At 47.4% G+C, this 21,494-nt stretch carries 11 protein-coding genes; 6 read left to right on the top strand and 5 right to left on the bottom strand.

Annotated features, from left to right (window positions below; all coding sequences use genetic code 11):
* Nucleotides 1–511 precede the first annotated feature (511 nt).
* Nucleotides 512–4,477: a SprB repeat-containing protein gene (locus MYF79_RS19255; protein WP_247809268.1), complete on the top strand. Its 3,966-nt coding sequence runs from the start codon at nucleotides 512–514 to the stop codon at nucleotides 4,475–4,477.
* A gap of 141 nt (nucleotides 4,478–4,618) precedes the next feature.
* The gene (locus tag MYF79_RS19250; RefSeq protein WP_247809267.1) at nucleotides 4,619–8,521 is read left to right on the top strand and encodes a SprB repeat-containing protein; all 3,903 of its coding nucleotides are present in this window, start codon (nucleotides 4,619–4,621) and stop codon (nucleotides 8,519–8,521) included.
* A gap of 76 nt (nucleotides 8,522–8,597) precedes the next feature.
* On the opposite strand, the gene MYF79_RS19245 is transcribed toward MYF79_RS19250, so the two are convergent.
* The 5 genes from MYF79_RS19245 to metX all read right to left on the bottom strand — a co-directional run bounded on the left by MYF79_RS19245 (nucleotide 8,598) and on the right by metX (nucleotide 16,252).
* Entirely contained in the window at nucleotides 8,598–11,720 is a 3,123-nt protein-coding gene (locus MYF79_RS19245) for an efflux RND transporter permease subunit (RefSeq protein ID WP_247809266.1), read from the bottom strand.
* A 14-nt stretch (nucleotides 11,721–11,734) separates the two neighbouring features.
* The gene (locus MYF79_RS19240) at nucleotides 11,735–12,814 is read right to left on the bottom strand and encodes an efflux RND transporter periplasmic adaptor subunit (RefSeq protein ID WP_199658976.1); all 1,080 of its coding nucleotides are present in this window, start codon (nucleotides 12,812–12,814) and stop codon (nucleotides 11,735–11,737) included.
* A gap of 17 nt (nucleotides 12,815–12,831) precedes the next feature.
* Nucleotides 12,832–14,130 carry a TolC family protein gene (locus MYF79_RS19235; protein ID WP_247809265.1) on the bottom strand — a complete coding sequence of 433 codons (1,299 nt, stop codon included), beginning with the start codon at nucleotides 14,128–14,130 and terminating at the stop codon, nucleotides 12,832–12,834.
* A gap of 139 nt (nucleotides 14,131–14,269) precedes the next feature.
* Nucleotides 14,270–14,638, bottom strand: coding sequence for a hypothetical protein (locus tag MYF79_RS19230; RefSeq protein ID WP_247809264.1), 369 nt, complete (start codon nucleotides 14,636–14,638; stop codon nucleotides 14,270–14,272).
* Nucleotides 14,639–15,235: 597 nt separating this feature from the next.
* The gene (gene metX / locus MYF79_RS19225) at nucleotides 15,236–16,252 is read right to left on the bottom strand and encodes a homoserine O-acetyltransferase MetX (RefSeq protein ID WP_247809263.1); all 1,017 of its coding nucleotides are present in this window, start codon (nucleotides 16,250–16,252) and stop codon (nucleotides 15,236–15,238) included.
* A gap of 123 nt (nucleotides 16,253–16,375) precedes the next feature.
* Here metX and MYF79_RS19220 point away from each other — a divergent pair, with 123 nt between their 5' ends.
* The 4 genes from MYF79_RS19220 to MYF79_RS19205 all read left to right on the top strand — a co-directional run bounded on the left by MYF79_RS19220 (nucleotide 16,376) and on the right by MYF79_RS19205 (nucleotide 21,265).
* Entirely contained in the window at nucleotides 16,376–16,795 is a 420-nt protein-coding gene (locus MYF79_RS19220) for an OsmC family protein (protein ID WP_199658972.1), read from the top strand.
* A gap of 87 nt (nucleotides 16,796–16,882) precedes the next feature.
* The gene (locus MYF79_RS19215; RefSeq protein ID WP_247809262.1) at nucleotides 16,883–18,064 is read left to right on the top strand and encodes a trans-sulfuration enzyme family protein; all 1,182 of its coding nucleotides are present in this window, start codon (nucleotides 16,883–16,885) and stop codon (nucleotides 18,062–18,064) included.
* A 153-nt stretch (nucleotides 18,065–18,217) separates the two neighbouring features.
* The gene (locus tag MYF79_RS19210; RefSeq protein WP_247809261.1) at nucleotides 18,218–18,574 is read left to right on the top strand and encodes a hypothetical protein; all 357 of its coding nucleotides are present in this window, start codon (nucleotides 18,218–18,220) and stop codon (nucleotides 18,572–18,574) included.
* Nucleotides 18,575–18,715: 141 nt separating this feature from the next.
* Nucleotides 18,716–21,265 (top strand): DUF5686 and carboxypeptidase regulatory-like domain-containing protein, encoded by a 2,550-nt coding sequence (locus tag MYF79_RS19205; RefSeq protein WP_247809260.1) that lies wholly within the window; start codon nucleotides 18,716–18,718, stop codon nucleotides 21,263–21,265.
* Nucleotides 21,266–21,494 lie beyond the last annotated feature (229 nt).

The raw sequence follows: 21,494 nt of genomic DNA, 5'->3' as shown, positions 1-21,494 counted from the left end.
CTGATACATTAAAACGACTGTTTTCCAGTGCATTTTGTGCTGATGTTGTGTATTACTACCGCATGCTGAAAATAATTTTTGCTGATTGACAATTAGTTGATAAGCCACTACTCATTCTCTTTTAAATAATATTATTCTATTATGTAAATTTACCATGTATAGCCTGAAAAACAGATGAAGGGACACCTACACCCATTACCTATGTTACCTATGCCCGGATATAATAGTACCCCTATACCCGCAGTACCGGCGGTTAAACCGGTGGACTTATCTTCTGTAATGTCAACCTGTTCATCGTATGGAAGAAGGTTACAGTATGGATGTCCACGTATGAAGCGTTGTGATATTATCCCCCGGCTCAGAGGATGGCCATCTCAGCTTTAAAATATAATGCAATAGAAAACACACATTGGTTCCCATGTACATGATAAGGAGAGTAGTATCCCGGAGAAAAGTATGTCCCACTTTAAATATAAACCGGCGCAGAGAAATGATGATTAGCCGGCTGGCAATGTTTTTTTTGTTACTGGTAGCAATGATGCTACCGGCTGGTAGATCAATTGCACAGGATTATACTTATGCTGACACTTATCTGCTGGTTGAGCGGGGTATATGGCATGACTATCTAGGTACCTTTTATCAGAAAGATGGCATTCCGACGGAAGTAAGGATGGATTCCGTTGGATACTTTGGGTCCAATGACGTATATAAGGCGCGGATCGTTTACTATCCCGGGGATCTTCTTTTGCAGTATCCCTGGGGCGGGTATTCCTGGGTATGGGTTGATGGCCCCTTTCCCTTAGTAGACCCACTACTGATATATCCGATAGACTCCAACGCTTTGGCCGTCATTATGGATGATAATTCGAGGCTCAACGAGGATATACCTTATTTTATCGGGACAAATTATATAGTCACCCAACCTTACACGGCTCCTTATCATGCCCGGCGCGTCTATGGTATGCCGACCCCCTGGCCGATGACTAGTCCGTCCTTTAATACCACCATTTGCGCAAATGAAGTTGTTACTTTTTCGCATGTGAACAATAATGCAACGATACAATCTAACGAATTCGTAACATTTAGTACGGAGTGGGAATACCGGTTGGACTTGCCGGCTAGCCAATGGAAACCTCTGTATTCCATTGAAAACTGGGATTATTTGCGTTTTAGTCCGGAGCAGGGAATCCCTGAGCTGAAAGATGGCAAACAAATGGTGAGATTCAGATACAGGCATAAAGCGGCTTATAAGATCAATACTTATTATTCCCCTTATTCTGCAGTATCAGATCCGATCGAGATACAACCATCTGCGCCTACAATAACCAGCAATACCATTCAAATAACACCATCCTGTGCGGGTACGCAGCACAGCGGCAGCATTACAATTCCAGGTAACGCTATCAATGGAGGATTCTCGACAATGAGATGGATATTGCGGAACGGCACGGCTAACGGACCTTGTGATCCTAATGCACTCCCCGGTGCTACCAACGCCTGTGGCGATTTCTATAAGCAAAGTGACGGTGCTGTTTCTATTGCGAATGGTGTCACTATCACAGATCTTGCGCCAGGCAATTACACACTATGGGTATTAAACCCCGGACAGGAATCAGGGAACTGTTATAGCCCTTACCCGCTTACCATTCCGGTGCTGCAACCGTTGACAGCGGCTGAAAATGTGGCCGGGCATGTTAATGTGTCCTGTTACAATGCAAGTGATGGTGCCATTACTGTTACTGCTGACGGTGCAGATACAAACGCAGTCTACTCCTTTACCCTGTTGTTGAATGGTGTTGTAGTAAGACCTGAAACAGCAGGGACTGGAAAGAGTATGACCTGGAATAACCTGCCGGCTGGTACTTATAAAGCACAGGTGAAAAACAGCACTTGTGACATTAATCCTGCTTTTACAAACGATATCACTATCACACAACCTGCACCTGTTAGGGGAACGCTGGTAGCGACGTCTCCATTATGTGTTTCTCCCGGTGATGGTAGTATCTCTGTGGCTGCCACAGGAGCGGTTAATTACCAGTTTAATCTATATAATGGTGGCTCACTGGTGAAGCAGTCTGGCGTAATAAATTCGAATACTTACACCTTCACTGATCTGCCTGGGGGTACTTACATAACGGAGGTCGTAAATAATGATGCACCGCTTTGCCCGAAATGGGACAGTACAGTTACATTGAACACGCTGACACCGCTGGCTGTAAAATTTGTCTCCAAAGATTCTGTCAGCTGCTTCGGCGGTAATGACGGCCGTATCGAAGTAGCAGCGGAAGGAGGCGCGGGGACCTATACATTCACACTCACAGGTAACGGACTTAATAAGACGAACAGCACTGGCATCTTTACAGGCCTGTCGGCAGGAGATTATACTATCATCCTGAAGAACCAGGGCACTGTTTGCAATGATGAATCAATCCTTAAGGTCTCCGTCTTCCAGCGTACCGCCTTGAATGTACAACTGCAACAAACGTCTGCAGGCTGTTCCGGTCAGCCGGGCGCAGTTATCAAAGCCATTGTAAGCGGAGGTTCCGGCAGCTATAGCTACGACTGGCAACAACTGAAGAACGGCGCCTGGACATCCGGTTCCTTCTGGTTCGATACAGATACCCAGATAGAAGACCTGCCCGTCGGTACTTATCGCGTGATTGTTACGGACAGAAAGTCTCCTGCCTGTAGCATTCCATCTACTGAAAGCACTGTCCAGACTGTATCTGAAGTACAGATCACCAATGTAAAAGTACAAGATGCTGTCTGCCTGGCAGATGGTGCTCATATATCCATCACAGCTACCGGCGGAGATGGCGCTTATGTATATGAATGGTCACTGGATGGAGCTACTTATCACCCTTTCACATCGGCTACAGCACTGACCACGTCAGGTAACTATAGACTGCGTGTTACTGATGGACGTGGATGCATGGCCACTGCTTCAGGCACTTATGCAGTGATACTGCCTCCGGCGCCAGTCAGCTTCACCTATACCTTATCTGACTACAATGGCTACAACGTATCCTGCAAAGGCAATGATAACGGCTTTGCGCAGATCACAGCTACTGGCGGTAATGGCGGTAGTTACGGTGGCTATACTTATGCAATTGATAATGGCGCATATGGTACAGCTTCACTGATTGAAAGCATTACTGCAGGTACTCACCAGCTACATGTAAAAGACGGTCGTGGCTGTATCAATACCCAGCAGATCACGATGACGGAGCCCGCCGGTACATTAAGATTAAAAATTACGGCCCAGGAACATGCCGGTTGTGGCGCTGATCCTGTTGGTCATATTACGGTAGCGCCAGTAGGCGGTACCAGCCCTTATAAATATGCTATAGACAATGGTTCATGGCAGGATAGTCCCGAGTTTACCGGGCTTGCTGCAGGTGATCATACCCTGAAGGTGAAGGACGCCGGAGGTTGCACTTCCGATATAAGCACAACATTGACAGCTATCTATACCCCATTGGTTACCACTGCGGATATTACTGATATAAAATGCTACGGTGAATCTAATGGAGCCCTGCATTTGCATGTAAGTGGGGGAGATGGTAACTATAGTTATCAGTGGAGTACCCCTTCTTTATCCGGCAGTGCCGCTGAAAATATCCCATCGGGAGATTATACAATCAGCATTACCGATGGTAAGGGCTGTAAACAGCAGGTTACTTATACGATTGATCAGCCAAAGAAACTGGAACTGACATTAACCTCTACAAGTATTTGTGAAGGTGCAAGTGATGGGAGTATTGATGCAGTGGTAAGTGGAGGGACTACACCCTACAAGTATTCCCTGGACCATAGTAGCTGGCTGAACGCCGGTTCATTTAAGGGATTATCCGAGGGTAAATACAATCTGGCGGTACAGGATGCGCATGGCTGTGAAGCGAGTGGAGATGTAACTATTACAAAGACCAACGCCAAACCAGAGGTGAACTTCCTGGTAGCCTCCCGCAGGAATGCCTTTGATACCCTGGTAATAAAGGATATCAGCCTGCCGGAGCCAGACAACATCAGCTGGTCATACGACCCGAAAGCGGTGCTCTTAGGATATGACAACGGTACTCCATTGATCAAGTTTACTGACCCCGGTAGTTATTGGGTAGAAATGACTGCCACCTTTGGTGCCTGTACCTATACTGTGAGAAAAGACCTGGAGATTGCTCCTTATGATCCCCATGCAGGTCCTGGTAATAGTGTGCCTGTACAAGTGATAGATACCGTGATGCTATCACCGAATCCCAACAACGGCAATTTCAACTTCAGAATAAAGTTGAATCGTAAACAGCAGATCGTTGCTTATGTGTATGATATGAACGGCATCATAGCCGGCAAGAAGCAGTATGCGCCAACCCTGCTGGTAGATGATTCCTTCTCCGTTGGAGGACCTGTAACAGGCACTTTCATCCTCCGGGTGATAACAGAAACAGAAAGCAGGGATGTAAGGTTTATTATATCAAGATAACTACCACACCAAATGATACAAAAAAAACGGCATATAAAGCACCTTGCTTTATTTGTCTTTTTAACTGGAGTAATGCTCTTGTCCGGAGGACGGTCTGTAGCACAGATTGATCGCTACAAAAACGCGTATATTGATTTTTTTATGCTAATTGATCGTACATACTCGGGGGATGATATTGGTTATCTGATAACAAAGGATGGCGATCCTAATGACATCTTCCTTTATTCTTTAGGACAATACGGTCAAAATGAGGTATATAGAGGAAATATCATGCTTTGGGCGGGTGATATGTGGTATAGTTATTCGCCCACTACATTTTCAACTATGGACGGTTTATGGTACGAGTATGCCTATCCCTACTGGATCGTTGACGAGAAGATGATATACCCTGTAGACAATAATGCTTTGGCGGTTTTTAGCGATCCCAATTCAAAGCTCATGGAGGATGTGCCATATGTAATGTGTACACAGACGGGGCCAGGTCCACACATTACATTTCGTGCCCGGCGTGTTTTTGCAATGGCAGTTCCGTATGCGTTGGACAGTACTTCTTTTAATAAAACGATCTGTGCAAATCAACATTTCCCTATTGCCACTATAGGTACTAATGCGACTGTGCCATCTGATGAATTTGTAACATTTACCACTGAGTGGGAGTATCAGGCAAATGGTGGTGCATGGCAGGGGTTTTATTCTGAAGTATCGAGCGATTATGCGACAAACGGGGCTGGCTGGCAGGTTATATACGTCAATCCGGAAGCGTCGATTCCTGAAGTAAAAAGTAGTGTACAAAATGTGCGATTCAGATACCGGCATAAAGCTGTATATAAAAGTGGTACCACTTACTATTCTCCCTATTCTCCTATATCAGATCCCATAGAGATACTGCCATCCGCACCAAAAGTTGCTAATAATGATATTCAGATCACGGCGTCCTGTGCGGGGACTCAACATACCGGCAGCATTACCATTGCAGGCAGTGCTATACAGGGTGGGTTTTCAACAATGAGGTGGGTCCTGCGGAATGGTATTGCAACTGCACCTTGTGATCCAAGTGCCAATAATTGTGGTGACCTGAATCAATGGAGCAACGGTGCTGTCCCCGTTGCTAACGGTATATCCATTTCAGGACTTGCAGCGGGCACTTACTCGCTCTGGTTGTTAAACCCGGGCGCTGATGTCGGCAGCTGTTATACGCCCTATGTGGTGACCGTCCCTGAACTGTCGCCGCTGACAGTAGTTGAAGATATATCCCAACATACCAATGTATCCTGCTATAACGCAAGTGATGGTGCCATTACTGTTACTGCGGGTGGTGCAGATACGAATGCCACTTACCTCTTTACCCTTTTATCCGGCGGTAGTGCAGTAAGACCTGATACGGCAGGAACAGGAAAGAGCATGACATGGACTAACCTGCCGGCTGGTACTTATAAGGCGCAGGTGAAGAATAGCACCTGCAATATCAACCTTGCTTTTACAAACGATATCACTATCACACAACCTGCACCTGTTAGGGGAACGCTGGTAGCGACGTCTCCATTATGTGTTTCTCCTGGTGATGGTAGTATCTCTGTAGCTGCCACAGGAGCGGTTAATTACCAGTTTAATCTATATAATGGTGGCTCACTGGTGAAGCAGTCTGGCGTAATAAATTCGAATACTTACACCTTCACTGATCTGCCTGGGGGTACTTACATAACGGAGGTCGTAAACAATGATGCACCGCTTTGCCCGAAATGGGACAGTACAGTTACATTGAACACGCTGACACCGCTGGCTGTAAAATTTGTCTCCAAGGATTCTGTCAGCTGCTTCGGCGGTAATGACGGCCGTATCGAAGTAGCAGCAGAAGGAGGCGCGGGAGCATATACATTCACACTCACAGGTAACGGACTTAATAAGACGAACAGCACTGGCATCTTTACAGGCCTGCCGGCAGGAGATTATACTATCATCCTGAAGAACCAGGGCACTGTTTGCAATGATGAATCAATCCTTAACGTCACCGTCTTCCAGCGTACCGCCTTGAATGTACAACTGCAACAAACGTCTGCAGGCTGTTCCGGTCAGCCGGGCGCAGTTATCCAAGCCATTGTAAGCGGAGGTTCCGGCAGCTATAGCTACAACTGGCAACAACTGAAGAACGGTGTCTGGACATCCGGTTCCTTCTGGTTCGATACCGATACCCAGATAGAAGACCTGCCCGCCGGTACTTATCGCGTGATTGTTACTGATAGAAAATCTCCTGCCTGTAGCATTACATCTACTGAAAGCACTGTCCAGACTGTATCTGAAGTACAGATCACCAATGTAAAAGTACAAGATGCTGTCTGCCTGGCAGATGGTGCTCATATATCCATCACAGCTACCGGCGGAGATGGCGCTTATGTATATGAATGGTCACTGGATGGAGCTACTTATCACCCTTTCACATCGGCTACAGCACTGACCACGTCAGGTAACTATAGACTGCGTGTTACTGATGGACGTGGATGCATGGCCACTGCTTCAGGCACTTATGCAGTGATACTGCCTCCGGCGCCAGTCAGCTTCACCTATACCTTATCTGACTACAATGGCTACAACGTATCCTGCAAAGGCAATGATAACGGCTTTGCGCAGATCACAGCTACTGGCGGTAATGGCGGTAGTTACGGTGGCTATACTTATGCAATTGATAATGGCGCATATGGTACAGCTTCACTGATTGAAAGCATTACTGCAGGTACTCACCAGCTACATGTAAAAGACGGTCGTGGCTGTATCAATACCCAGCAGATCACGATGACGGAGCCCGCCGGTACATTAAGATTAAAAATTACGGCCCAGGAACATGCCGGTTGTGGCGCTGATCCTGTTGGTCATATTACGGTAGCGCCAGTAGGCGGTACCAGCCCTTATAAATATGCTATAGACAATGGTTCATGGCAGGATAGTCCCGAGTTTACCGGGCTTGCTGCAGGTGATCATACCCTGAAGGTGAAGGACGCCGGAGGTTGCACTTCCGATATAAGCACAACATTGACAGCTATCTATACCCCATTGGTTACCACTGCGGATATTACTGATATAAAATGCTACGGTGAATCTAATGGAGCCCTGCATTTGCATGTAAGTGGGGGAGATGGTAACTATAGTTATCAGTGGAGTACCCCTTCTTTATCCGGCAGTGCCGCTGAAAATATCCCATCGGGAGATTATACAATCAGCATTACCGATGGTAAGGGCTGTAAACAGCAGGTTACTTATACGATTGATCAGCCAAAGAAACTGGAACTGACATTAACCTCTACAAGTATTTGTGAAGGTGCAAGTGATGGGAGTATTGATGCAGTGGTAAGTGGAGGGACTACACCCTACAAGTATTCCCTGGACCATAGTAGCTGGCTGAACGCCGGTTCATTTAAGGGATTATCCGAGGGTAAATACAATCTGGCGGTACAGGATGCGCATGGCTGTGAAGCGAGTGGAGATGTAACTATTACAAAGACCAACGCCAAACCAGAGGTGAACTTCCTGGTAGCCTCCCGCAGGAATGCCTTTGATACCCTGGTAATAAAGGATATCAGCCTGCCGGAGCCAGACAACATCAGCTGGTCATACGACCCGAAAGCGGTGCTCTTAGGATATGACAACGGTACTCCATTGATCAAGTTTACTGACCCCGGTAGTTATTGGGTAGAAATGACTGCCACCTTTGGTGCCTGTACCTATACTGTGAGAAAAGACCTGGAGATTGCTCCTTATGATCCCCATGCAGGTCCTGGTAATAGTGTGCCTGTACAAGTGATAGATACCGTGATGCTATCACCGAATCCCAACAACGGCAATTTCAACTTCAGAATAAAGTTGAATCGTAAACAGCAGATCGTTGCTTATGTGTATGATATGAACGGCATCATAGCCGGCAAGAGGCAGTATGCACCAACCCTGCAGGTAGATGATTCATTTTCCGTTGGAGGATCTGTAACAGGTACTTTCATCCTCAGGGTGATTACAGAAACTGAAAGCAGGGATGTCCGGTTTATCATCTCCCGGTAAAGAATTGCAATACTTAAAAAGAAAAAGTCTGCCAACTGGCAGACTTTTTCAATTACATAAGCACAGCATCAACCACTCAATCCATCTTCTGACCTACTTTTCTGTAGCCGAGGTAGAAGAACAGTGGGAACACCAGCAGCGTGAGCACGGTGGCAGTGATCAAACCACCAATTACTACAATCGCCAAGGGTTTGGAAGTCTCAGAACCAATACCTTTGGATAACGCTGCTGGCAATAAGCCAATAGCCGCCATCAACGCTGTCATGACCACAGGGCGTACCCTTGTGCGTACCCCATCCCGTATTGCTATTTCAAGAGTGTGATGATTAAATTCATGCCGCTTCACCATTTGCATGTTGTTCTTGAACACCGATATCAGTATCACCCCGTTTTGTATACAGATACCGAACAATGCAATAAATCCGATACCAGCCGAAATACTGAAGTTAGTCCCTGATATCAGCAAGGCTGCAATTCCCCCGATAATGGCAAATGGCACGTTCAGTAACACCATACCGGCATCTTTCACATTGCCGAACATGACGAACAGGATCAGGAAGATGATCAGGAGGCTGATAGGTACTACCTGCGTCAGGCGCTTCGTTGCTCGTTGCTGATTTTCAAAATCACCCGCCCACTGCATCTCGTAGCCTTTATCCAGTTTCACCTGTTTGTCAACTTTGCCCTGGGCTTCTGCTATAACGCTACCCATATCACGCCCCCGGATGGAAAATTTAACGGCTGTATATCTTCTGTTATCGTCCCTGAAAATGATACTGGGCCCTGTTAATGTACGAATGGTAGCAATGTTCTTGATAGGCACCCGCGCACCGCGCAGGGTAGGGACCATCAGATTACTGATTGCTTCGGCATTGTTGCGGTATTGCTCTTCATAACGTAAACGCAATTGGAATTTGCGCTCTCCTTCATAGATCTGCGTGATAGCCTTACCGCCGATCGCCATTTCAATGATAGCGTTCGCGTCCGCTGTAGTAACGCCATAAAGGGCCATTTTATTTTCATCAAGATCTATTCTCATTTCCGGTTGACCAATATTCCTGATCACGCCCAGATCTTCCACTCCCTTGATGTTCTTCATAATATCATATACCTGGTTAGCCTTCGCCTCCGTATAGGTAAGGCTGTCCCCATATATCTTCACACAAAGGGAGCCTTTTACTCCCGATACCGCTTCTTCCACATTGTCCATGATAGGTTGGGAGAAGTTCAGGTTCACCCCCGGGTATACTGCCAACTGTTGCTGCATCTTATCGATCAGCTCCTCTTTAGACATACCGCTTTTCCATTGTTTCTTCGGATAGATATCTACATGGAATTCAATGTTATAGAAGCCTGTGGCGTCTGTACCGTCATTCGGCCGGCCTGTCTGCGACATTACCTGTTTCACTTCCGGGAAGGCCAGGATAATGCGGCGCATCTTGTTAGCCAATGCTTTAGATTCGTCCAGCGATACGCTCAATGGGCAGGTAGCACGAATGTAGATCGCTCCTTCATCCAGTTCCGGCAGGAATTCCGTTCCCAGGAACCTGAACATGAACAACCCTACAGCCACCAGTGCTGTCGCGATAATGAGCGTGATACGCTTATGCCGGTAGGTACGTGAAAAAAGTTTCATCACACCATTGGTGATGGCTTCTACAAAGATATTATGTTTCTCCCGTACATTCTTCTTCAACAGGATACTACTTAACAGGGGAATCAGCGTCAGTGTCAGCACCAATGCTCCCAACAGTGCAAAACCCAGTGTCCATGCCAGGGGAGAGAACATCTTACCTTCCACTTTCTCAAAAGAGAAGATCGGCAGCAGACCGGCTATGATGATCAGTTTGGAGAAGAAAATAGCCTTACCCAGCTCTCCGCCGGTATTTTTGATCAGTCCCAGTTTAGAAAGCTTATTAAAGCGTTCCATGCCCATCTGGTGCTGCTTATGGTCGAGTAATACAAAGATACCCTCTACCATCACGACCGCGCCGTCAATGATGATACCGAAGTCTATCGCCCCCATCGATAGCAGGTTGGCAGACATGCCTTTGAGTGTCAGGCAGATAAAGGCAAACAAGAGCGCCAGCGGGATCACAATGGCTACGATGACGGTGGTGCGCCAGTCGGCCATGAACAGGAATACGATCACCGTTACGAAGATGATCCCCTCCAGCATGTTATGCAATACCGTATGTGTGGCAAATTCTATGAGGTTGTCGCGGTTGTAGAACGTATTGATCTTCACGTCGGAAGGCAGCACCTTTTCATTCAGATAATTGATCCTTTCTTCTACACGCTTGATCACCTCACTGGGGTTTTCTCCCTTACGCATCACGATAATACCTTCCACCACATCATTCTGCTTGTCGCGGCCTACCTGTCCAAGGCGGGGCAGCGCAGATACGGATACCTGGGCAATATCTTTCACCAGGATAGGGGTATTGTTGATATTGTCGACAATGATATTGCCTATCTCTTCCTCGTTGTTCAGCAAACCGATGCCACGTACCACATAGGCCTGTGAATTATCGACGATCACATCGCCGCCAACATTGATATTACTTTTGGAGATAGCACTGTAAACATCCAGTGGCGTAATATCGTAGGACGCCAGTTTCTGCGGATTGACAGTGATCTCGTAGGTCTTCACCTCACCGCCAAAGCTTACCACATCACCCACGCCGGGCACATTCAGTAAACGGCGTTCTATCACCCAGTCCTGTAATGTTTTAAGTTCCTTTACTGTTTTCGTCTTACTTTCCAGCGTGTAACGGAATATCTCTCCTGTAGGCCCCGTAGGCGGCTGCACATCCGGTTCAGCGCCTTCCGGCAGTTCCACGTCGCGCAGTAGGTTATTGACCTGCTGGCGCGCAAAAGGATCGTCTACATTATCATCAAAGATCACCTTCACTACAGACAGGCCAAATACGGTGGTAGAACGTACAGAGGTTTTCTTCTGTACGGGGTTCATGGCTATCTCGATAGGAACGGTCACGAACTTCTCTACTTCCTCTGCACTTCTGCCCGGCCATTGTGTGATGATGGTGATCTGTGTATTCGTTACATCCGGGAATGCTTCAATGGGTATATTTCTGAATGCGATGACGCCCCATATAATGAGGACTACGGTCGCAAAACCTATAAAGAGCCTGTTCTTCAGCGAAAAGGCAATGACTGATTTTATTATTTTCTGCATGAGATCCGGCTTGGCTAGTTAAGGTTAAGGGCATCATAAATAAAGACCTGTGAACTGGTTACCACCTGTTCACCTTCCTGCAGACCGGTAATGAATGCCCGGCCCTCGATCCTGCGCAGCAGGTTGATCTCCCGTATTTCAAGCCCAGTAGCTTTCTTTACGATCACATACTGTTTACTGTTGTCCATCACTATTGCTTTGGCAGGAATACTGAGGATAGCCCCCGTAGGTTTAGCGCTCACCTTCACCGTGGCAAACATTTCAGGTTTCAGTTCACCGCTGGCATTCGGCATACTGATACGTACCTGCATAGTGCGGTTGGCCGGATCCAGTACATTGTACACCTTGTCTATCTTACCCAGGTATTCTTTCTCCGGATTGGCCAGGGTCTTGACCTTCACCTCGTCGCCAAGGCGGATGTTCGCAATGTCTGATTCATATACATTGGCAATGATCCATACGGTAGAAAGATCGGCAATTGTGAACAGTGCATTACTATTGTCCTGGCGTACTTCAGAATTGCTGGAGATGTTCTTTTCGATCACATAACCGCTGATGGGCGCTTTCAGTGTATAAGCAGCGCTGCTGGCGCCGGTGATATTGGCTACCTGGCGGGCCCTGTTCAGCTCAGACTGTGCTTTCTTATATTCTATCTGGGCAGCCAGGTAATCCTGCTGTGTAGCCAGATTGCCTTCGAAGAGGGATTTCTGTGTCTCCATATTCTTCTTCGCCATTTCAACGCTGGATTCCGCGATAGATACATCATTCGAGATACCGGCCACTTCAGAGCTCTGTAGTACTGCCAGTATCTGCCCCTGTTTCACATAGTCGCCCAGCTCCACCTGTACACTCCTGATCTTACCGCTTACCAGTGCATAGACCTTGGATTCCTTGCTTTCATCAGGTTGGATCTTACCATTCAGTTTAACATTCTCTGAGGGTTCTTCCATCGTTGCTGCGGCAGTTTCCACATGTTTGAACAGGCTGTCGGAGATGACAGGATCATCTTTTTTTACTTCCGGTTCATGTGAGCCGCAGGCAGACAGCATGCATACTAAGGCAAAGGGAAGCGTATATATGATAAAAGATTTCATGACTATTGCTGTTATTATTATTTATTGAACAAAGTTTTACCGATCGCGAAGTTGAGTGTTTCAATTGCCTGCATCCTGTCATTCTGCAACTGGTTCAGCTGAAGGATGTTCTCTTTATAGGAATCATAGAAGTCTGTGAGTTCCAGGAGGCTGATATTCTTCTTCATAAAATTGTCTGTAATACTATGCAGCAGTTGCTCAAACTGTCCGCGGAATGCGGGATCTACAGATTCCAGCATCTTATCGGTATTAATAGCTTTTACGTAGGCTGTCTGTACCTCATTCTCAACGGCCTGTGTCTGTTGCTGTACCAGCAGTTTGGTCTGGTCAACACTGAACTTTGCCGCCTTGATATTTCCCTGGTTGCGGTTGAAGAAGGGAAGGTCGATACCGAGGTTCAGGAAGGAGGCGTTATTCACAAAACTGCCCCTTTTATCGAAGCTGGCGCCCAGTGTAAGATCGGGTACAGCGATGGCTTTCTGCAGACTGTAGTTCTGCTGGTTGTACAGCAGGTTATTCTGAGCCAGCTGCAGGTCCTGACGATTAGCATAGGCGCTGTCCACGAGGCTTTGCAAGCTGGTTTGCCTTACTTCAGGAATGCCGGCGATGGCATTGTCCGGTATATCAGGCGCAAACCAGGAATGATTGTTCTGCAGCAACAATTGCAGTTCTGCCTCGAGGTCATTGACCTGGTTCAGCATATTGGTACGGTCTGCCCTCAGGCTATACAACAAAGAGCGTAAGCGTACCGCATCCTTGAGTGTCACCAATCCTCTTTGCTGCAGATCTTTGTAAGTAGCATCCATTTTTTCAAGTGATGCGATCTGTACATCATATGCTTTTATAGAACTCTGGAGGTAATATGCCTGGTAGAAGTTACTACGCAGGGTGAACCTGAGTGTACGCAGCAGATCGAAGAAAGCATTCTCCGCCATATCTGCATTGGTGCGCGCCAGCCGTACCTGCTTGTTCCTTTTCCCCGCCAGGGAGATCAGCTGCTGTACGCCAATTTCGTACTGGCCGGTCTGATTACTGATATCGAAGAATTTTTTCCTGTCAGGATTATATAGGTTGCCACTGAGTGTAAGGTTAGGATTGTTGTACAACCGGGCCTGAATGATCTGTGCCTTTGCGATAGAGACATTATACTTTTCCGCCAGCAGCTGCAGGTTCCTTTCGAGGAACTGTTTCTCTGCATCCTGGAGACTGATGTGCAAGGTATCCTGCGCTTTGGCTGAAATACCGGCAGCAAGCAATAACAGACAGCAGGTAAGGATCCGGAAAAGTGATGCTACATTAAAGTCCTTACTAGACATATAGAATCGTTTATTTATAATATTTGTATGAAATAGTTTATGAAGAGATCAACAATACAGGCACATAAAGGTTTATAGCCAGCCATTGAAGACTGCCATAGGTACTCGCATGCGGAGATCTTAATAGTAAATGTGGATATTATGCCTTGGGTGGGGGCGTGAGAATATCGTAAGCTACGGTGCTGATCTTCTGCACCAGCGCCCGGGGATAAGCAATTGCCAGATCAGTAGTGGATGGTTCCTCCCTGTTGAGAACTACCTGCTGTACATTAGGAAGATAAATGGTAATGCCGTCACCTGTAAAGTAATGTGCATGGTCGTCATCTTCATCCTGTCCGGATACATCCGTATTGCCCAGCATGACATCGTTGATCAGCTCGAAAAATGTATTGATGTCATTGACCTGGCGTCCGCAGGCATCATATACGTCTTTCTCATCCGTTACCGGGATGAACATCGTCGTGTTGATGTGAATAAAGAGTAATATGTATGCAAAAAGCCTGATCATAGTATTTCTGATACAAATATATATTTGGGTATGTAGATAATGTCCTGCCTTAAGGAAGTTTAAGGCCATTTTAATCGGATTTTAACTGCGGGGCAGAGGTGTTGCAGGGGGAAAGAGGAGCTTCGGGGAAGCGGGTTACGCCGGCTTTGAGCAGGTAGAGATATAGTTGAGATTCGGTCGACCTAGCCTCATCCTCCCTTAAAGCTCCGTTCCAGAACGGAAGATTAAGGGAGGATGAGGCTAGGTCGACCGAATCTCTGGCGGACCTGTGTGCCGGATACTGGCAACAAAACGTCGATCGACTCCGTCAGGAGTCGTAATGTTTGTAGCCCGGGGTGATAACCCCGGGTGTACGTCACACGCGGGCGCGTTCGGCGTAACCCCGGATTGCGTCACACGCGGGTACGTTCGGTATAACCCCGGATTGCGTTACATGGTTAATCTGGCAACAAAACGTCGATCGACTCCGTCAGGAGTCGTAATGTTTGTAGCCCGGGGTGATAACCCCGGGTGTACGTCACACGTGGGCGCGTTCGGCGTAACCCCGGATTGCGTTACACGCGGGTACGTTCGGTATAACCCTGGATTGCGTTGTGCCTAGCACATCCAGTCTTGTAATATCCGGTTGATCTTTTCAAATTCAATAAGGAACCCATCATGGCCGTAGGTAGAATCTATCTCATGATAGGTGGCCTGTGGGATGTGTTGGGAGAGGAACAGCTGTTCCTCCGGCGGACAAAGAATATCGCTGGTGATACCCACGATCAGCGACGGCTGGGTTATGAGGGCCAGCGCTCCCGCCAGGTCTGTATTGCGTCCGCGGGATATATTGTGACTGTCCATTGCCTTGGAAAGCAACCAGTAAGATTGGGCATTGAAACGTTTCACCAGTTTGTCGCCCTGGTATTCGATATACGAAGAAGCCCTGAAATGATCGGTCTTTTCATTGTCAGGGTCCGATTGTGTACGTACAAAGGTCTGGTAGTTGCGGTAGGTCAGCATGCCGATCGCACGGGCTGCTTTCAGGCCTTTGGCGCCTGCGGCGTAACTATCTTCCTGCCAGGTATTGTCGGCTTCAATAGCGAGCCGCTGGGCTGTATGAATGGCGATACTCCAGGCACTTTCTGAGGCGCCGGTACAGAGCAGGCCGAGACGGGAGATGATGGCCGGTTCCAGTAATGCCCATTCCAGGGCCTGGTAACCACCCATAGATCCGCCCAGCAGTAATTTTACCTGTTGAACGCCCAGGTGTTTCCGCAGCAATACGTGCGCATTTACCATATCCCGTATGGTGATCTTCGGGAAGGAATGGAAATAGGGCTTGCCGGTAACAGGATTGTGGGAAAGCGGTCCGGAGCTGCCATAACAGGAGCCCAGGATATTGGCGCAGACAATAAAGTCTTTTTCAGGATCGATCGCCTGGCCAGGCCCTATCAGCCCCTTCCACCAGTCCATCACGTCAGCGTTGGCCGTCAGGGCATGACAGATCCATACCACATTGCTGCCTGTACTGTTCAAGGTGCCATAAGTATGATATGCAACGTGCAATTCCGGCAGTACTGCGCCGGATTCTAAGGTAAATGGCTGTTTATGATGGAAGTTATGTACTGTCAATGCCCCTGAAAAATTTGCGCAAAGCTAAGTTAAAAAATGCTTAATGCATAATGACCTTGAGGTAAGGGGGCATTTGGGATTTGCATCGGGGAGAAGTATCTTTGATAAATAATTTAGCTACAAATGAAGATATCACTACAGAGAATAGATGATGCGTTCAACATGGAAGCAGTTGACCAGAACGGACACAAGGTATTAATGGATTCTTCCGTGGAGAACGGCGGAAAGAACAATGGCGTAAGACCTATGCAGATGCTCCTGATGGGACTGGGTGGTTGTTCTGCCATTGATGTGGCCATGATCCTGAAGAAACAACGCCAGGAACTGACCGATTTCCGTATAGAGATTGACGGGGAAAGGGAAAAAGGTAAAGAACCTTCCATCTGGGAAAAGGTACACGTGATATTTCATCTCAGCGGCGATATTGATCCCGATAAAGCAGCCCGCGCCGTGGAACTGTCCATGACTAAATACTGCTCCGTTGCGGAAACCCTGCGTAGGGCAGGAGGGGACCTCACCTGGGAAACAAGGGTGAACGGGTAACCGCATCTCCTGATAACAGGCGCCGGACAGGTATATGAAACCTGAATGGCTAACTATTCTTATCATTCAATATATCTGCATAAACCGATGGAGAAAAACCAATACCGGCCGGAAACCAATGCCGTAAGGATACAGACAGAGAGAACCTGGCAGATGGAACACTCTACGCCACTCTTTCTGACTTCCAGCTTCACGTACGACAGCGCCGAAGAAATGCGCGCCACCTTCGCGGATGAAACGGACAACAATATCTACACCCGTTTCAGTAACCCGAATGTGGATGAATTTGTACAGAAAGTATGTGCCCTGGAAGGTGCGGAAGCCGGGTATGCTACTGCTTCCGGTATGAGTGCGGTGTTTGCAAGCTTTATGGCCCTGATGAATGCCGGCGATCACCTGATATCCGCCAGCTCTATCTTTGGGTCTACCCATACCGTCATCACTAAATTCCTCCCTAAGTGGGGTATTGAATACAGCTATTTCGATATCAACAAACCCGAAACCGTTGAAGCGCTGATCAGGCCTAATACAAAGATGATCTTCGTGGAAACGCCTTCCAACCCGGGCCTGGAAATAGTAGATATGAGCCTGCTCGCCAATATTGCCAACAAGCATAATGTGATCCTCAACGTAGACAACTGCTTTGCCACACCGGTACTGCAGCGTCCTATTGCGGATGGCGCACATATCGTTACCCACTCGGCCACCAAGTGGATGGACGGACAGGGACGTGTACTCGGAGGTGTGGTAGTGGGCAAAAAGGAACTGATCAAGGAGATCTATTCCTTCTGTCGCAGCACCGGCCCGGCAATGTCTCCGTTCAATGCCTGGGTTTTGAGCAAAAGCCTGGAAACATTGCACATCCGTATGGCCCGCCATTCAGAAAGCGCCTTCACACTGGCGAAAGCACTGGAAGGCAACCCGCATATCAGCTGGGTGAAATACCCGATGCTGGAAAGCCACCCGCAATATGCTATCGCTAAAAAGCAGATGAGCGGCGGCGGCGGTATCGTATGTTTCGAACTGAAAGGTGGCCTGCAGAGCGGTACCCGCTTCCTGGATGCACTGAAAATGCTGACCCTCACCGCTAACCTGGGCGACAGCAGAAGTATCGCTTCCCATCCCGCCAGCACCACCCACGCCAAACTGACTGACCAGGAACGTGCAAAAGTGGGTATTACCCCCGGAATGATCCGCATCTCTGTAGGATTGGAAAATGTACAGGATATACTGGAAGATATTCTTCAGGCACTGGAACAATCTAAATAAGCGGTTGCCGGGAGCATCTAAAAACAGTTACGGAACGGTTTAAATAAAGACTTATATACCGGGAAGCATCGTATGTGCTTCCCGGTGTGTTTATAGCCCCGGGGTGATAACCCAATGATCCGTTAATATTTAATATTTCTTATCTTTCCATATATGAAATCTGTACCTCGCTTCATCCTGATCATTGTACTCAGTTTCCTGGGTGGTTATTTCATTTCCTGGTGGACCGTGGCCCTTGCGGCATTCCTGGTAGCTGTATTGATACCATTACCTCCGCTGCGCTCTTTCCTGAATGGCTTTATCGCCGTGTTCCTCTTATGGCTGGCGCTGGCCTTCTTTAAGGACATACAGAATGACCATATCCTGGCCAACAGGATGAGTGAACTGATCGTCAAAGTAAGGAACCCTATCCTGATAGGCGTGATAAGTGCATTTATTGGCGGACTGGTAGCTGGTCTCGGCGGACTGACTGGCAGTTACCTGCGCTATAAGAAGAAAGCCGTAGCCTGAATCGCAGTCTCTTTATCATCCACCTGTTAAAATTGAAATAAAAGCACTGCTGTACACCCGCGTGTTCCTCCGTAAACAGTATATTTATCCGGTAAAAATTTCCTGTGGAGAGCGGGAACTTATTACCTATAAATATCCGATATGCCCAAAACCTTACTAGCCTTTGTTTTCTTTTTCATTTACTATCATACCCAGGCCGGTATCATACGGGGCAAGGTGACCAATGAAAAGCAGGAAGCACTGCCTTTCGCCTCCGTATTTATTAAGGGAACGACCAACGGTACCACTACCAATTCAGCCGGCCAGTTTCATCTTGATGTACCGGCGGGGACCTACATATTGGTCTGCCAGTATATGGGATACAAAAAGGAAGAAAAGCAGGTAACGGTTACGGATGCCGGCCAGGAGATCAATTTTGTGCTCGCCCCCCTCAGTCTTCAGATCAAAGAAGTCGTCGTAAAATCAGGTGGAGAAGATCCCGCATACGCCATTATCCGTCAGGCAATTAAAAAGCGCGCATTCTACCTCGACCAGGTAAAAGAGTATACCTGTAACGACTATATCAAAGGTATTTTTAAGATGCGGGACATGCCCAATAGTTTCCTGGGCCAGAAGATCAACAAAGATGACCTGGACGATATGGGGCTCGATTCCAACAAGCGGGGTGTATTGTTCCTGTCAGAATCAGTCACCAAAGTAGCTGTCAAAAGACCAGACGATGTGAAGATTGAAGTGTTGTCGGCCCGCCAGAGCGGGGGCGGTTTCGGGTTCAGTTTCCCGGCTTTCATTGATTTTTACGAGAATAACGTGACCGCAATGGTCTCCCAGTTCAATAAGCGGGGCTTTATATCACCCATTGCGGAAAATGCGCTGTTCTATTATAAATACAGGTTGGAAGGCGTTTTCCAGGACGACGGTAAAACAGTGAATAAGATCAAAGTGATCCCCCGTCGTAAGTACGAGCCGCTGTTTTCCGGTTACATTTTTATCACGAACGATGACTGGCGTATTCACAGTGTCGATATGATGGTGACACAGGAATATCAGCTGGAGATCATGGATACACTGCATATCACCCAGATACATGTACCTGTGAATGCAGACGTGTGGCGTACGAAAGACCAGGTCATCAACGTAAGCATCAAACAGTTTGGCTTCAACGTGGTGGGCAGCTTCGTGAATGTATACTCCAACTATAACCTCACGCCCAATTTCCCGAAGAGGTATTTCGACCGGACCATCATGCGCTATGATACTGCGTTCGACAGGAAACAACTGGCCTATTGGGACAGCGTACGCCCCGTGCCGCTGGAGCCGGAGGAAGTGTCGGACTTTCATAAGAAAGACAGCATTGCCCGCAATCGCAGAGACAGTGCGCAATCTGCCTGGCGACTGGATACACTGCGCAGCAGGCAGAAGCCTGTTAATCCCCTGAAACTACTTTACAGTACAGGTGGTGTAGAACATAAATATTACTTTAAAAGAGATACCGGTATTTATTATCACCTCCTGGAAATGAAGTCATTATTGACGCAGGTCGAATACAATACTGTAGAAGGAATATCCATTAACCTGGAACCCACACTGACGTTCGACCTGCCTGCAAAACAGGAGCTGCGGATCATTCCCCGCATCAGATACGGCTTTAGTAATACCCATCTGAATGCCTATACCTACCTGTCCTGGGCGAAAGACGCAAAACTCGCAGGGCGTTATGGCAGTAATACCTGGACAATAGGAGGAGGGAAGCGCATTTCCCAGTTCAACCGCGACAATCCTATTTCGCCTGTCGCCAACATCTTTTATACCCTGTTGTTTAAGGACAACTATATGAAACTGTATGAGAACTGGTTCGGCGAACTTCGCTTCAGGCGCCGCTTTGAAAGCAGTGCTACCATTATGGCGGGGCTCTCTTATGAAGACAGGATCCCGGTGGAGAATACGACAGATTACAGTTTCCGGAAAGACAGCAGCAAACATTTCCTGCCAAATCATCCTTACGAACTGGCAGGCATTCCGTTCAACAGAAACCAGGCATTGGTACTGAACCTGTCATTTTCCTTCCAGCCCGGACAAAGGTTTATAGAGCTGCCTGACAGGAAAGTGGCTATCGGTTCAAAATACCCGGTTTTCCGCGTAGGGTACAGCAAGGGTATTCCTGACATCGCGGGTAGCGACGCTAATTTCGACAAATGGAACTTCGAAGTGCGGGATAATGTCAACCTGAAACTTTTCGGGGAATTTCAGTACCGTTTTGGGGTGGGCGGCTTCCTCAATAGTCAACATGTGGATATACCCGATTTCCAGCATTTTAACGGCAACCAGACTTTTTATAATATCAAATACCTGAACAGCTTCCAGCTGGCGCCCTATTACAGGTATAGCAATACATCCTCCCTGTACGGAACGGCGAATGTGGAACATCACTTTAACGGCTTGCTGACCAACAAGATACCATTATTCAATCGTTTGAAATGGAACCTTGTGGCAGGATCAAATGCTTTTTATGTGAACCGGGATAATAATTACGTGGAAGTTTTTGCAGGATTGGAAAATATTCTGAAAGTGATCCGCGTTGATGTAATTGCAGGATATCAGAGTAAAGACGATACCCGGATCGGCGTAAGGGTCGGTTTCGGGGGATTATTTGGAGGCCTGGTAAGACCACAACAGGATGAAACGGTGCAATAAAAAAAGGGAAAGCCGCTCTGACTTTCCCCTGCTTGCCTAAGATCTTTGCTTCCTTGCTCTATAGCTTTCTTTGGGATCACGGTCATAGAAATAAGCAAGTAAGCGGTAGATCCATAAACCGACTATAAAATAAAGGATGTAGAGAAAAACTGTACTCATAATTCACATTTTTGGGTTAATCTGATTTGCTTGTCCGATACCTTAATTTCAAAAAGGATGCCAAGTCTTA

It is taken from the genome of Chitinophaga filiformis, assembly GCF_023100805.1.
GTDB lineage: Bacteria > Bacteroidota > Bacteroidia > Chitinophagales > Chitinophagaceae > Chitinophaga > Chitinophaga filiformis_B.
The sequence above is the reverse complement of the archived record's forward strand: the minus strand, read 5'-3'. Positions and strand labels throughout refer to the sequence as shown.

What these genes read in the sequence shown, in the direction of transcription:
- MYF79_RS19255 (WP_247809268.1), top strand. Translation starts at nt 512, where the DNA reads ATGTTTTTTTTGTTACTGGTAGCAATGATGCTACCGGCTGGTAGATCA.
- MYF79_RS19250 (WP_247809267.1), top strand. Translation starts at nt 4,619, where the DNA reads ATGCTAATTGATCGTACATACTCGGGGGATGATATTGGTTATCTGATA.
- MYF79_RS19245 (WP_247809266.1), bottom strand. Translation starts at nt 11,720, where the DNA reads ATGCAGAAAATAATAAAATCAGTCATTGCCTTTTCGCTGAAGAACAGG.
- MYF79_RS19240 (WP_199658976.1), bottom strand. Translation starts at nt 12,814, where the DNA reads ATGAAATCTTTTATCATATATACGCTTCCCTTTGCCTTAGTATGCATG.
- MYF79_RS19235 (WP_247809265.1), bottom strand. Translation starts at nt 14,130, where the DNA reads ATGTCTAGTAAGGACTTTAATGTAGCATCACTTTTCCGGATCCTTACC.
- MYF79_RS19230 (WP_247809264.1), bottom strand. Translation starts at nt 14,638, where the DNA reads ATGATCAGGCTTTTTGCATACATATTACTCTTTATTCACATCAACACG.
- MYF79_RS19220 (WP_199658972.1), top strand. Translation starts at nt 16,376, where the DNA reads ATGAAGATATCACTACAGAGAATAGATGATGCGTTCAACATGGAAGCA.
- MYF79_RS19215 (WP_247809262.1), top strand. Translation starts at nt 16,883, where the DNA reads ATGGAGAAAAACCAATACCGGCCGGAAACCAATGCCGTAAGGATACAG.
- MYF79_RS19210 (WP_247809261.1), top strand. Translation starts at nt 18,218, where the DNA reads ATGAAATCTGTACCTCGCTTCATCCTGATCATTGTACTCAGTTTCCTG.
- MYF79_RS19205 (WP_247809260.1), top strand. Translation starts at nt 18,716, where the DNA reads ATGCCCAAAACCTTACTAGCCTTTGTTTTCTTTTTCATTTACTATCAT.